Here is a 13,895-nt window from a genome sequence, read left to right on the forward strand (position 1 = left end):
ATCGCCGGCCTGTCTCCGGCCTTACGCCGCGTCGGGCCCACCGCCGGGCCCTGTGCCACCGGGTCCTGTGTCGCCGCGACCGTCCGCGCCACCGGGCTCCGCTCCCCTGCCACTCCCGGCGCCGTCAGGCTCGTCGGAGGCACCGTCGGGGTCTGGACCGGGTGACGCCTCGTCAACCCGCAGGCCGCGACCGAGGGGTATCGAGGCTGGGAGGGGCAAGGGCCCCGTCGCCTCCTTCAGCACCCGCTCGGCGATGGTGAGCACAGCAGTGAGCTGGCCTGGCCCGGGGTGCAGGCGGACGAGGTGACCATCCCGTACCGTGATTCTCGCCCGCTCGAGGTGGAAGCCCAGCACCAAGCGCAACGGCAGCGTCTCCACCGGCGCCTCGCCGACCAGGATCTCGATGTCACGCTCATGTTCCGAGGTGAGGGTGTGCGGGCCCAGAACAAGGGTCTCGCTCACTCCGGGCTCTGCGGCCGAGCGCCTGGCCGCGTCCCGAACGGTCTGCCACGAGCACCAGGCGCCCAACGCCACCTCGAGCACGTTGACCTGGACGAATCCCACGACCTCGGACGCCAGTTCGCTCCAGAGGTCGGTGACCATCTCGCTGCTGACGCCGTGTTCCGTGAGCTTGTCCCGTACCTCCCCGAGGCCTCCCGTAAGCAGGTCGTGTGCCCGGGGGACGACGTTCTCGACGTCGAACAGCAGGCTGGCCGCCGTGCTCAGAAGCGGCTCGGGCTGGTCGAGCCCACCATCCTCAGGCCCACCGTTTTCAGACCCGCCATCTCCAGGCCCACCTTCCGCAGGCCCGCCAGCCGGCGATCCGCCGGACGGTGGCGGCCCGCCGGACGGTGGCTGGTCGCCCGGCCGCTCAGGATCAGGTCCCTGGCCTCCCGCGCCTCCCCCAGCTCCAAGCGCTGCTTCGGCAGGGACGGGCGCGCGTTCGTCCGGGCGGCCGTCCGGGTCCTCGCTGTCGTGCTGACGGTCGCCGCCGCCGTCCGCGGGCTGCCCACTGCGGGTCATGGCTGGATTCCTTCCGGGTCGAAGGTGGCGCTCGACTGGATGCGTGTCTCGCCGACCCGGGCGCGGAGACGCACGGGCAGGGGTTGTCCGGCAGGCTTGTCCCGTGCAGGTCTGATGGCCGTCGAAGGTGGTGCCCTCGGGGCAGCTCGCGGCCCGGTCGACCGCGCACCGCCGGGACGGTCCGGCGTCCACGTCGTCCCGGCAGACCCACCGGGCCGGCACGAGGCACAGCGTGTCGCGACGGTTTCCCGACACGCAGCTGACGGCCGCGTCCGAGACACACCGGCGTGCGCCGTCGCGGCGGGCAGCGGCGTCCGGGCACACGGGAACCGCGTCGACGACGCACCGAGACCCGTCGGCCGAGAGCAAGTCCTCGTACCCGGGCGGGCAACGCGGCACCGCCGGCTCGTGGCAGACGGCGGACTCGCCCGGCGACCGGCCGTCCGGGCAGAGCGGCACCGCCGGGTTCTCACAGCCCCGTTCGGTGACCGCCCCCGCGCAGTCGTCCAGGGACGGCGACGCACAGCGACCGAGCTCGTCGCGGGTCGCGTAGGACGGGCATCGGGGCTGACAGTCGTCGGAGTCCACACCATTCCAGGTACAGAACTCTCCGCTGTCGGGGACGCACCCGCCGTCCACGTAGGTTCGGCCGTCCGGGCAGAGCGTCGGCTGCTGATAGCAGGTCGAGCCGCCTGCAGGGGTGCCGTCCTGGCAGGTCAGGTTGACCGCGGTCACGCACACCTGGCCGTACAGGTCGCCGCCGACCGGAGCGCAGCTCGGTTCGGGGGACGCCGAGCATCCGTCGCCCGCCTCCTGCCAGCCGTCGGCGCAGGTCGGCTTCGGCGTCGTCGAGCAACGCCAGTCGGCGGTCTCCCATCCGGCCGGGCAGTCGGAATTCGCGGTTGTGACGCAGCGGTCACCTTCCTGGGTCGTGTCCTGTGGGCAGTCCACGTCGGCCTGCCGTACACAGTCCGGGTCCTGGAACGCCCAGTCCCCGTCGCAGCGCGGTTGGGCGGGCTCCGTGCAGTCACCTCCCTGGCAGGTGATGACAGCTTCGACAACGCACAGCCCCATGCCCGCGTCAAGGCGGGTCCGGGCGGGACACCTGCCTGTGGCGTCCGCGCCGGCCGCGACGACCCGCACGCCGGGCGCGGTCACGAGGCGCATGATCACTGGACCCGCCGGCCCCGATACTCTGTCGGCACTGTTCCGGCCGCCGTCACCGTCTACGATCAGCGGGTTCCCAGCCTCGGAATCCACTGGCATCCCGCGCGCACTGTCAAGCGCCGTCGTGGCGCTCGCCGCCGGAGAACTCGGGGCCGTCAACAAGCACGCCACGACTGGCAGCAGCAGGACCACAGCCAGGACGAGCCGGATTCCGCCTCCCAGAGACAGGCGCCAGGGTCGTGTTCCGAACTCGGCGCTGCGTGAGTGCGGACGAGTCTCCGGAGAGAGAAGGACCATCCACGCAGGCAGTTGGCCGCGGGTGACCTCCGAGCGTGTTAGCCGCATCCCGCAATTTGGCGGCAGGCGGCATCGTTCAGCCGCCGCTTTCCAGAGCGGAGCGCGGCGAAGAACACCTTGAATCATTCTGGTTGTCAGACACCTACCCAAGACCGCGCTTCCCCCCGAAGCGATTCTCTATCTGCTGACAGACAACCACGGCGCACGATCGCCGGACCTGAATGCGAATCCAGGATATCGCCCGCCAGCCTGGAGCGACACAGTTTCGCGGGCCGACCTACAACCTGGAGAAGGGCCAGATATACGCCAACCGACGCCTCAACCGGCACCTCGGCCGGGCCCTGCGGGCGGCCGCGCTAGTCGAGCTGGAGACGGACGGCTGGATCGACCACGACCACCCCGCAACGGTTGTGGAGACCGTGATGTTCGTTCGATGACCCAGTGTTTCCGGAGCAGTTCGAAGCCCTTCTGGCCTTCCGTGGCCGGGATCCAGGCGCAGTCGCGGTAGTGCTCCCAGCTCGTGCCCGTACTCGCTCGCCGGTCAGCAAGATCCTGACCGGAGAGCCCGCCGTCCGGTACCGGTTCCGCCGCGGTGTCGCCGGCGTCGGCCGGCGTGCCCCGCAGCGCGGCGAACCCGGCCGCCGGCGAGATTCCGTGGTTTATGAGCAGGCCGATTGATCAGGACCCGGGGTTCAACGACTGGTTGTTCGCAATGCGCGGCCTTGGCTTTCGAAACGGCCGCTGGAGCCGAGGTAGGGCGCCCTGAGCTCGCGGAGCAGCCAGCCGGGGTGCTGCCTGTCGATGATCTCGATGTCGTCATCCCGGTAACGGTCTGGCTGTGTGCGTTCGGTGGTGTTGACAGGCACCGCGCCGATGGCCGGCCGCGGTCCGGCGGCGATCTCGGTCCCGGCCTGGTCAAGTGCGCGCCGGGCCGCCGTGAGCGCGCGATCCCACCAGCTGTCCTTGGCCGGCAGCGGCCAGGGGTAGACGGAGGCGACCATCTCGTGGACGCGCCAGACCTCCTCCGCCTCGGCCTCCGACTGCTCGGGCTCGGCGTTGGCGAGTCGCCGAAGCCGCCGCAGCGCCTCCTCTCGATAGCGCGCCCGGACGTCCGGGTCGCACAGCGGCCGGTCGGGCCCCCGCTCCCAGGCGCACCGCACCAGTTCGGCCGGGTCATCGAGCTCGGAGATACGCAACAGGTCGCTCACAGCCACCGCGAGTGCGCCGAAGCGCTCGGCTTTCGTTCCCAGCGCGTCGACGGCCTCCTGAAGTGGTGCGCCCAGGCCGAGGCTGTCCGCGGACGGCACCGGCGCATGGCCGTGGCCGGCCATCCGGGCTGCCAGACAGTCGTGCTCGTGCTGGGCGACGTCGACGGGGAACGCCAGCAGTACCAGGCCGATCCAGGAGGCGAGGATCTCCGGGTCGGCGAGGTCCGGGGCTCGCAGCGCGGGTGACGCGGCCGGAACCAGGCCACGGCTGCGCGCGGGATGGCCGGCGAGCCGACGCGCTGCCTCCCGCAGCACCTCGCCGCGGGAGGCAGCGGCAACCGCGGCGGACATCTGGACATCGACAACGTCCGCGTCATCGCTGGGCGGCTCGTCCGCCGCGGTCGCGCGAGTGCCACCAGCGCTGGTAGCGCCAACAGCGCTGGTGGCGCTCGCGGCGGGCGGCAGAGGCCGAAGGGCTGTCCCAGACCGGGTGGTTTCCACCTGCCCGGGATGCGAACTGCCTGCTACAGCGCCGTCGGCCCCCGTGCCAGGTGACCCGTCGCCGACATCGACCAGCGCTGGGCTGAGTTCGCCGTAGGACATCGGCCCGGCGTTACGGCTGACGAGACGCGCCAGTGCGTCGCCGCCGGTCCGCAGCGGGCCGCGCGCCTCCGGCGCCGCCGAGGATGGGTCGATCCAGTCCGCCGCGAGGCGGAGAAGGTCGCTGCGGGCGCGGGAGGTCGAACCAGGATCGCGCAGCGCGCTCAGTACGGCGCCGAAGTCCGTCAGGTCGTCGGCGGACAGCGAGCTCCCCGGTCGCACCGTTGTCACGAACGCTTCTTCTGGCCGCGGTGCGCCGGTCGCCGACGAGGACCGCGTGGGGTCGTGCAGCGGTGCCTGGAGGGTGGCCGGATGGCCGTCGGCCGCCTCGGGCAGTGACACGGCGGAGTCCGTCGCGGGCTCGGCTGGCTCGCTGGTTCCAGTGGTCGTCGTCATTGCTCTCAGTGCTCACCTGTGAAGGGGATCCAGTCGGGGTCGAGGTCGGGCACACCGGGCCTCATTTCCTTGCGCAGCACGCTTCCCGGGTTCCGGAGCAGGTCGGTGAAGGAACGCGCCGGCCAATAACGCGGCCGGCCGAGGTGGAGGCGCAGCCGGCCGTCCTCGCTCAGTGACGCGAACCAGGAAGCGCCTTCTTCGGTCTGCCACTCCGGCTTCGGTACTGGTTCGAACAGTGGGGAGTCGCCGTCGAGCGTGCGGGCGAGAAACGTCCAGGTGCCGCCGTCGGGGATTTCCGGCAGCGGGAAGGTCGAAACCCGGGCCCGGAACTCCTGCGGCTGTCCGTCGGTAGCAGCGGGGCGGACGAACGTGTCGGGATACGACTCGGCCACCGTCCCGTTCGGCAGCGCGGGGAACATCTCGACAGCCCGCTCTGGTCCACTCTGATCAGGCAGGGCGAACACCGCCGCGGTCGCCGTCCCGTCGATGAGCGCCTGCTGCCGCAGCTCGTAGCCCTCGTCCTCGGCGACCAGGTATGGCACCCTGCCGAGGCAGAGATTGACAAACGGGTTGAGGCGCTGGTCGACCTCGACCTGCATCTGGACCTTCGGCTGCCCGGGCGCGAGCGGTTTCCACCTGTTGTCCGATTCGGTCGAGACGTGTTCCAGGGCGGCCTCCCGCGCGGGCACGAACTGGCCCCAGACGATGTCCTCGGAGGCGTCGATCATCCGGTAGAGGTCGGCGCTCCCCCAGACCGCCCCCCAGGGGCCCCGGGCCGTGCCCAGCTCACCCTTGTGACCGATGACGAACGGGTCACCGGCACGGAGCACGTCGTCGGCGACGTCGTCGTTGCCCCGCAGCCGGAAGTCGCAGGGCAGACGGAGCATCAGGCCGCCGGTCTGGAAGGCGATCCGGCTGTCGCCCTTCTGCGCCCGCTCGTCGACTCCGACACCGGCGACTGTCGCCGCCCAGGCGGCGCCCATGGACGCCACCTCCTTGGCGCGCTTCTTCTCCACGACAAGGTTGGTCGGGTTCCAGGTGAGCGGCCGGCCACGGACAGACAGGTCCGCGAGGCGGTCTCGGATGGTCTCGGCGACCAGCGGCATCTCGACGGTGCGGCCGGACAGCGCCACTTCGTCGAGCCTGGCGTCGGGGTCACCGCGGAAGGAGGCGCTCACCTGCGCCGCGGCCAGGCCGGCCGCCCGCCGGATGAGCGGCCGGACGAGGCGCTCGAAGTCCTCCGACCCGAGAGTCACCTTGAACGTCATCTCGGCGCTGCTGTTCCCGCTGCCCGACGGATCGTTCCCGCCCGGATTGGCCGACGTCTTCACCGATGCGCTGAGAAACTTGCTCAGGTCGCCGTCCTCCCAGACCCGGCGAGCGCCGAGCTTCCGCTTGGCGTCGTCCGCCTTGTGCCATAGCTCGAGGAATTCGGTGGCCTTTTCCTCCCCTCGGGTGGGCACCAGCTCGTCGAGACGGGCCCTGACCGTGGCGGGCACGGGCTTGCGCGCGCCGCTGGTGACCACCTGCCTGGCCAGGTTCTCGGCCGGCTGGCCGGCGGCGAGCAGGTAGGCGTCGGCGATCGCGGCCTTCAACCAGTAGAAGACCCGCAGCGTGAGGTTGTCACCGCCGAGCTGCGGGTGACCGGTGGTGCCGAGCACCTCGGGCGTGAGCCGGTAGCGGCGCCCGATCAGCCGGTCGTCGTCCGCACCGACGGGGATCTCGGTGAGCCGGACGCCGATGAGGGCGATGTCGGTCGTGCCACCGCCGATGTCGACGACGAGGATGGTCCGCTGCCACCGCTTCTCGCCGTTCGGGCCGTCGGGCAGCCGCCGGGAACGGCCACGCAGCGCCTCGACGCCGATCCCGGAGGCCGAGCCGATCCCGAGCATGACGAAGTACAGCGCCGCCGCGATCCCCTCGTCGACGTCGATCGGTGGGATCTCGACGTCTGGCATCGCCTTCAGGGCAAGCTCGCGGAGCCGTTCGCGGGCGGCCGGCGGAGTCACCGTCGGGCACAGCAGGAACACCCGGCGCAGGGCCAGTGGTTCGCCGGTATCGGGATTCTCCTCGATGCGCTGCTGGGCCTCGCCGTAGAGGTGTTTGAAGACCTGGCCGAGCAGATCGTCCGTCTGCGCCGTCCTCGCGGCGTCCGGCAGGTCGCCGCGCGCGCGGAACTCCCGGAGTGTGGACAGGGGCCGAGGCACGGTGATGCTCGGGAACTCGCGCTTGAGGCTGCGGACGCTGCCTTCGATCTTCCCTCCGTCTTTGGGCGGCTGGTCTCGGAGCTCCATCCGCACTGCGAGCGGATCGAACGTGACAACGTGGACCATGCTGGAAAGCGCGGTGACCGAGCTCTCCTCCGGGGCGCTGAACCGCACCGACTGGAGGCCGTTCGCTTCCAGGGGCGGGACGGCGTAGGCGGCGCGCAGGGCCTGGTCCAGCCGCCGGTGCAGCTCACGCGGAGCCCGGCGCCCGTGGCAGGCGACCTCCAACGGGCCGAGAACCGCGTGGAGCACCTCCAGATTGCCGCTGTCCAGCTGGGCCGCGATCTCGTCGAGGGTGCGCTGGTCTCCGGTCCGCCGGAACACCTCGGCGGGCACGCCGCCGAGCAGCTTGGCCCATTCGTCCTGGGTATCGGTGAGCGGCACGCGCAACAGGCCGGCCAGCGCCCTGGCGAGCGCACGGGCCTGCTCGGGGTCCAGCGGGTCCTCCAGATCGACCCTTGGCTTGTAACGGAGCGTGATCGCAGTGGTCGTCGTGCCGAAGTCGAAAACGGCGAAGCCGGTGTACTCCCTGACCGGCGGGTCCGCGGTCGCGGCGCTCGGCTCCAGCGTGACCAGCAGGACCGTCTCGTTCACCGCCGGGGAGGACCACGTCACGGCGACTGTCGCCGCCGCGGTGATCAGCTCGCCGGGGACCCGGATTCCCGGGTTGGTCAGTACGGTGACGGGGGCCGCGGGATGGCCGGCGTCGACGAGCCGCAACCAGTTGCCGCGCAACCACTCGGCGAGCGGCTCGGTCTGCGGGTCGTCGACGGACAGCTCGGCCTGGATTTTCGGCAGTGCCCGCCCGGGCACCAGCAGCTGCATGGTGACCTCGGGCAGACCGTAGGTGCCGCCGAGGAGCGGGTCAGGAGAGGCCGTGTAGGTGTTCGCGCCCTGCAGCGTGACGCGCGGATCAGTGCTCCGCGTGATGAGCTCGAAGTCAGCCATGGTCCGGTTCCGTTCCGTCCGTGGGGGTTCAGCGGTAGTCGTCGTCGGGGTCGTCCCCGGGGGCGGCGGCGAGCTCGTGCTCGGCAGGGAGCGCCCGGATCAACTTGTCGATCTCCAGGGTGAGCTGCTGGGAGATCTCCGCGGCGAGCTCGATCACCTCGCCCTGGACGATGTCGCGGACGGCCGTGACGGCCTCGGTCCGGCGCCGGAGCACGGTTGTGAGGTGGCGGCGTGTCGCGCTGCCGGCCGGATCACCTTCGTACCCCGGGTTCCAGGGCAGGGCATGGGGGCCTGGTGGGAAGGGAGCCGCGTCGGCCGGCTCCCTACCCGCCGGCGTGACCGGGCCGGTGCCCGCGAGCCGGGCGCGTGCCGCGTCGGTCAGGCCTGACGGCGGCCCCGCGGCCGGGTCGTGACCGACGAGTCGCGTGCCGGTGAGCCGCTCGAGCCGGCCGAGCCGCTCGGGGCTGAGCGCCGTGGCGAGGACGCCCAGGACGCCCGGGTCGGCGAGGGCCGCGGCGAGCGGGGTGAACAACCGGCTTCGTTCGGCCCGTTCCCACCCGTCCACGGCGTCGAAGACCTCCTTGTGGTACTGCTCGACAAGCCTGCTGGCCGACAGGCCGAACCGTCTGGTCAACGCCTGGGTGGACAGCGCGATCGCCGGCCGTTCGTCGGGCGGGGTCTCCTGCTGCGCGCGCACCGCGAAGCCCGTGTCCTCCCAGCTCAGTTCCTGGGCGAACTCGGGCCAGAAGGGCCAGCGGCGCACCTCCTCGAGGGCGTCCTCGGCGGCCCGGTCGAGCAGCGCCGCCAGCGGCGCCGTGGGGGTGCCCGGCGCCGAGGGCGCTGACCGACCGGCGTATCGGAGGCTGTCGGCACCGCCGCGGAGTTCCCTCGCGGCGTCGCGCAACTCCTCGACCAGGGTGAGCACAGCCTCCTGCGCGGCGTTGGCATCGGGGCTGCCCTGGGCGTCGAGGCGAGCGACCTCCCAGTCGTGCTCGGTGAGCGCCGCCTGTACGGCGGCGGCCGCCGTGTTCAGCTGGTCGAGCCGGTTCGCCAGCCCGTTCGTGCGCACGTGGGTGGTCACCAGGCTGCGCAGCGCCGAGATGCCGCAGTCACGGGCGTACTCGGTCAGGGCTTCGCGCACATCGCGGGCCGCGGCGCTGTAGGGATCGCCATCCGCGAGCCGTTCGGCCACGACCGCCCAGGCACCTGGTTCCGCCTGTGGCACCTTCTCGAGGTGCCGGCCCACAGACTGCATGGCTGGCAGCGTGGAGACGAGCACCAACCGGTCCAGCCGGTGGCCCTTGTCGATCCGGGCGCCGGTCAGGCTCTCCGCGACGACGCACACCCCGTGCAGCCGGCTGACGCCACCGAAGAGCGTCTGCAGCGTCAGCGGCCCGTCACCCGCCGGAGCCCTGACGTCCTCGAACCAGGTCGCCACGACGATGGGCGCACGCGCGACCTGGCCCGCGGGCATGCCCAGCTTGCGCAGAAGCGCGTAGAACTCCAGCGACGCCGGCGCCGCCGGCTTGCGGGTGTCGACGAAGTTCAGGAAGGTCTCGATCCCCTCACCGCCCAGCCCGCTGACGAACAGGTCGCGGTGCTGGGTGTGCTGGGCGTTGAACCCGGGGAAGTCCCGGATCTGCAGATCCACCGCGCCGAGCAGGCCGGGCAGCGGCCAGTTCTCCGGATCGGCCTCGATGGTCGCCCGCAGCTCGCGGACCAGCGAGAACGCCTCCCGCAGATGGTTCTCCTGGAGGTCCGCTACCGGGTCGGCCAGGTTGCTCGCCGGGGTGGCCGGGGCCGGCGCCGGCTCGGGGAAGGCCAGCGGTGGGGCCGCGGGCAGCGGCAGCCGGACCCCGGCGCTGACCAGTCCGGGCGTGATGGTGCGCCGCCGGCCCAGCAGGGTGCCCGCCCGCGCCTGCGCGTCGCGCAGCATGACCAGTTCCATGGCGATCTGCTTGATCGTCACATCGCCGGCCTGGTCGGCCCAGAGCCGCTTGCGGCACCAGGCGTTGAACCGCCCCCACCCGTCGGTGACCGGGCAGTAGTCGGCGAGTTCCTGCTGGGCGCCCAGCGCCGGGTTCTCCTCGGTCGCCCGCGTGACGAGCTTGCCGAGCACGTGGTCGGCGCAGCGCACGAGCTCGTCGGGGCTCATGAACTGGACCTCGGCATGGACGACCCGGGCCGGCGAACCGGCCGGCGCGGCGCGCAGGCGCAGGACGGTCACGTTGCCGGTCGTCGGATTCTCGCTGCTCTCCAGCAGCAGCGGGACGCCGAGCAGCACACTGAGGACCGTCGACTTCAACGAGTTGTACTCGCCGACCGCGCCCAGCACGATCGGCGCGTCGATCTTCCCGGTGAGCGTGTTCAAATGGCCGAGCAGCCGGCTCCGGATCTCCGCGAGCGCGGGCGATGACCGATCGGCGCAGGCGTCGTGCCGGGCCTTCGCCTTCTCCGCCTCACCGCGCAACCGCGCGATTTCGTCCTCGTACACGATGCGTGTTCTCCCCCCAGAGGTCGGCGCCGCGACCGGGCGCAGAGTGTTGGTTGTGCGTTCATTGCGGCGGCGGCGGTGGCGGTGGCGCGCCGCCGCCGGCGTTCGCTTTCTGGCCGTTCGAAGCCGAGTGACCGGAGCCGAACGACGAAGCGCCCGGGGACGGGTTCGAACCGTTTCCGCCTGGATGGTTGGCTCCGTTGGAGCCGTTCGAGCGGATCCACCGGGACGAGAACTCAGGGGAATCGCCGCGCAGCCAGAGCGCGAGCCGGTCGCGGCCCATCGCCACCGAGACCCGGGCCCACGCATGGCGCAGGTCACGAGTCAGGCCGTCGCGGTAGCGGCGTTCCTTGTCCTCTTCGACGTCGCGCCAGCTGGCCCGTGCCTCACGACGCTCGACGATCTCGTCGTAGGTGGATCGCCGGGTGACCAGCTTCGTGAGCAGCGGCAGCAGGTCCGCGCCGAGCAGCACGCCGCGCAGCACCCACGGCCACTGCCGGACCTCGGGATGCGCGGCCAGCACCCGCCTGAGCGCGACCTCCCGCGCAGTGAAGCCACGGTCGTCGCGGATCGCGTCCGCTTCGGCCTGGGTGAGCGTCGGCAGGTTCTCCGGCTTCAGAGCGTCGGCCTTGCGGGTCTGTGCTGCCACCAGGCTGTCGTTGAGCGGCTCGTAGACGTCTTTCGCCGTCTCGTAGACCTCCCAGTCCGCGGCTGCCTTGTCACCGGGAGGGGTGTTGTGGTCGGCGGTGGTGAGCTTGTCGTTCTGGTCCTTCCAGGTCTGGAAGGCATCTTCCATGCGCTTCTTGGCGTCCGCGACCGGCCGATTCAGCGCCGTGATCTCTCTGTCGATCTTCTCGACCTCGAGGTCGCGCTTGTGCACGCGCGCTTCGTCCAGGTGCAGCTCGACGACCGACACCAGCTCACGTCTGATCTCCGGGGCGAAGACCAGCATGAGCATCGCCTCCGCGACCAGGTAGGCCATGCCGAGGGCGATGGCCAGCCGAAGGCCATAGCGGACAATCCGCCTCCACAGGGCCGAAAATCCGCCACCGGTCCGCTTCACCTCGGAGACGATCATCCGGTCGAGCAGGAAGACGAACGCGCCCCAGCCGAGGCTCACGGGTAACAGCCACAGGTGGAACGCGAGCACCGTTGACAGGAAGGCGAGGCAGACGGCCGCGGCGACGGCTCCGACCATGAGCAGCATCAGGCCGTAACCCGCGTAGCGCGTGCGCAACTCCGGCGTGACGAGCGCTGCCGGATCTGCGCCCGCGCACCAGAGCAGTGCCCGCGTCGGCCATTTCGGCGGTGGCAGGTCATCGTCGCCGCCTGGCGGCATCGCACCGCCGAGCGGTGATTCAGTCACCGGTGCCGCCTCGCGGTCCACCGGATGGCGCGCGGAAATCGCCACCTGAACCGGGCCATGGTCTACCCCCCGTATTCCGAGGCCCATCAGAGGTTTCGTGTCGACCGTATCGACCTCTGTTCATTGCGTCTAGCATCCTTCGAGCTTTCACAACGGAATGCGGAACCGGGCACAATGGCCGCCCCCGATGTTCGCCTGAGGGCGCGCGACGTTCATCAGATCACCGGTGGCCGAACCGTCCGCCGGTGAAGCGAAGGGGCACCGCCGCGGTGGTCCTGTCGGCTGCTGCGGGGTTTGATCCTGCAATCCGCCTGGGGTGGGGCCACACCAGGTCCGTGCGAGTCCGGGTTTCGCGCCTCGTCGACTCTTCTTGTTGCAGCCACCCTAGAGAGACGGTGGCGAGGTGGTATAGCGTTGCCCGTCTCCAGTTGAGGTAATTACGGAGGGCGACAGTCAATCACGCGGCGTCGCCTCGGATCGGCGCGAGTAGGCGGTCACGGCGCCCGGCCTTTCACTTGCTCTTTGTCCAATGGAGTAGGGTCACGCCAGCCTTGAATCGTCTCAACGGCCAGCAAAAATGCACTGATCTACCCAAGTGCGACCGTATGCTCATTTCTGTGAGCCAACCGGATCTTGAATGGTCCACCCCACTGGGCGGCGAGCTGCGCGCGCGGCGTGAGGCCGCCGGCCTGAGCCTGCAGGGCCTCGCCGTGCGCAGTGGTTACAGCCGGTCGTACCTGAGCCGCGTCGAGACCAGCAGGCGGGCGGCGACGCCCGCTGTCACCCGGACCTACACCGAGCTGGTCCCGACCGGTCCGACCCCGACGCCGCGGCACAGCCCACAGTCGCCCCCGGGGCGTGCGGCCGGTCCGGAACTCGATGTCACCTGGTTCGGCTCCGAGGTGCGTCGCCTGCGCATGGCGACGGGCAAGTCCCTGACGACGCTCGGATCCGAGGTCTACCTGTCGCGTTCCCATCTCAGCAAGATCGAGCAGGGCGACCGCCGTGCGAGCTATCCGCTCGCGCGCTCCCTGGACACGGCACTTGCCGCCCAGGGCCGGCTGACGCGGCTCTACCTCGAGGAATGCGCGCGGGCCGTCCCGGTCGCCCCGGACACGGACATTCTCGCCCGCAGCGGACGGGACCGCGTCGAGGCCGGAGATCCGGACCCTGCCGAGCGCGCGGCAGCGGCGGCGGAGCGACTGGAGACCTTGCGGATACGCAGCCACCAGGTGGGTCCGTACTCCGTCCTGCCCGACCTCGGCGCCGGCGTCATCAACCTGCACGCCGCTGCCGGAGACGGCCGGGGCGCGGCCAGCCCGGTGTGGGCGGTGCTGCTTCGCTACGCCGAACTGCTCGGCTGGACGGCTCAGGAGACCGGGCACGACGCGACAGCTCTGCGCTGGACGCGAACGGTCGCGGACTGGGCGCGTGCTCTGGGCGACACCGACGCGCTCGGGTACGCCCTGATCCGGCAGTCGCAGGTCGCGCGGCGACGCGGCGACGCGGAAGCGGCCGTCGGCCTCGCCCGCCGGGCGGGCGCGCTGCCCGGGATCTCGCCGCGCGTCATGCTGTTCGCCACGCAGCGCGAGGCGCAGGCCTGCGCGCTCGCTCGGGACGACGCCGCGTTCCGCCAGGCTCTCGACCGCTACTACGCGCTGGTCGACCTGCCTTCACTCGACGCGGCCGCTCTGGATCCGGCGACGCGGTGGGGACCCGCGCCGGATCCGTTGTTCGAGCGCTCCCAGCTGTTCGAGGCGACGTGCCTGGTGGACCTCGCCGACTTCCGCACGGCGGCGGCGCTGTTCGACCGAGGCATGGCCACGCTCGGCCCGCTGCGCTCGGGTTACGCCCGCCTGGCAGTCCGGCAGGCCATCGCCTACGCGCATCTCGGCGAACCCGACCATGCCAGCGACGTCATGCGCGGTGCCCTGCCGACGCTGGCCCGTCAGGGATCGGCATCCCTGCGCGGCGATCTCAGGCTGTTGATCCGCGCGCTGAACCGGCACCGCCGTTGTTCTGCCGTGGTCGCTCTCCTGCCGGACCTGACGTCCGTGGCACGCACCGCCGGCGGCGTGGTCCCGAGCAGCCACAGGCCCTCCGGTGCACCGACGCTGAAGGAGAAGTAG

7 protein-coding genes are annotated in these 13,895 nt (G+C 71.2%); 2 read left to right on the forward strand and 5 right to left on the reverse strand.

What is annotated here, in order from left to right; translation table 11 throughout:
* Positions 1 to 21: 21 nt before the first annotated feature.
* Entirely contained in the window at positions 22 to 2,190 is a 2,169-nt protein-coding gene (locus ACG83_RS30985) for a hypothetical protein (protein WP_152991575.1), read from the reverse strand.
* A gap of 518 nt (positions 2,191 to 2,708) precedes the next feature.
* Between ACG83_RS30985 and ACG83_RS45850 the strand changes: the two genes are divergently transcribed.
* Entirely contained in the window at positions 2,709 to 2,924 is a 216-nt protein-coding gene (locus ACG83_RS45850; protein WP_054569803.1) for a hypothetical protein, read from the forward strand.
* 255 nt (positions 2,925 to 3,179) lie between these two features.
* Here the strand turns inward: ACG83_RS45850 and ACG83_RS31000 are convergent, their stop codons facing one another.
* From ACG83_RS31000 to ACG83_RS31015, 4 genes are all read right to left on the reverse strand, one after another.
* Positions 3,180 to 4,691, reverse strand: coding sequence for a hypothetical protein (locus tag ACG83_RS31000; RefSeq protein WP_054569805.1), 1,512 nt, complete (start codon positions 4,689 to 4,691; stop codon positions 3,180 to 3,182).
* Between the two features lie 5 nt (positions 4,692 to 4,696).
* Positions 4,697 to 7,906, reverse strand: coding sequence for an Hsp70 family protein (locus ACG83_RS31005; RefSeq protein WP_054569806.1), 3,210 nt, complete (start codon positions 7,904 to 7,906; stop codon positions 4,697 to 4,699).
* Between the two features lie 28 nt (positions 7,907 to 7,934).
* The gene (locus tag ACG83_RS31010) at positions 7,935 to 10,400 is read right to left on the reverse strand and encodes a hypothetical protein (RefSeq protein WP_054569807.1); all 2,466 of its coding nucleotides are present in this window, start codon (positions 10,398 to 10,400) and stop codon (positions 7,935 to 7,937) included.
* Between the two features lie 61 nt (positions 10,401 to 10,461).
* Entirely contained in the window at positions 10,462 to 11,766 is a 1,305-nt protein-coding gene (locus ACG83_RS31015; protein WP_161934817.1) for a DUF4407 domain-containing protein, read from the reverse strand.
* Between the two features lie 605 nt (positions 11,767 to 12,371).
* On the opposite strand from ACG83_RS31015, the gene ACG83_RS31020 reads away from it, so the two are divergent.
* Complete coding sequence (locus tag ACG83_RS31020; RefSeq protein WP_054569809.1) at positions 12,372 to 13,895, forward strand: helix-turn-helix transcriptional regulator; 1,524 nt, start codon at positions 12,372 to 12,374, stop codon at positions 13,893 to 13,895.

Source organism: Frankia sp. R43 (genome assembly GCF_001306465.1).
GTDB classification, from domain to species: domain Bacteria; phylum Actinomycetota; class Actinomycetes; order Frankiales; family Frankiaceae; genus Parafrankia; species Parafrankia irregularis.

What these genes read in the sequence shown, in the direction of transcription:
- ACG83_RS30985 (WP_152991575.1), bottom strand. Translation starts at nt 2,190, where the DNA reads ATGCGCCTCGTGACCGCGCCCGGCGTGCGGGTCGTCGCGGCCGGCGCG.
- ACG83_RS45850 (WP_054569803.1), top strand. Translation starts at nt 2,709, where the DNA reads ATGCGAATCCAGGATATCGCCCGCCAGCCTGGAGCGACACAGTTTCGC.
- ACG83_RS31000 (WP_054569805.1), bottom strand. Translation starts at nt 4,691, where the DNA reads ATGACGACGACCACTGGAACCAGCGAGCCAGCCGAGCCCGCGACGGAC.
- ACG83_RS31005 (WP_054569806.1), bottom strand. Translation starts at nt 7,906, where the DNA reads ATGGCTGACTTCGAGCTCATCACGCGGAGCACTGATCCGCGCGTCACG.
- ACG83_RS31020 (WP_054569809.1), top strand. Translation starts at nt 12,372, where the DNA reads ATGCTCATTTCTGTGAGCCAACCGGATCTTGAATGGTCCACCCCACTG.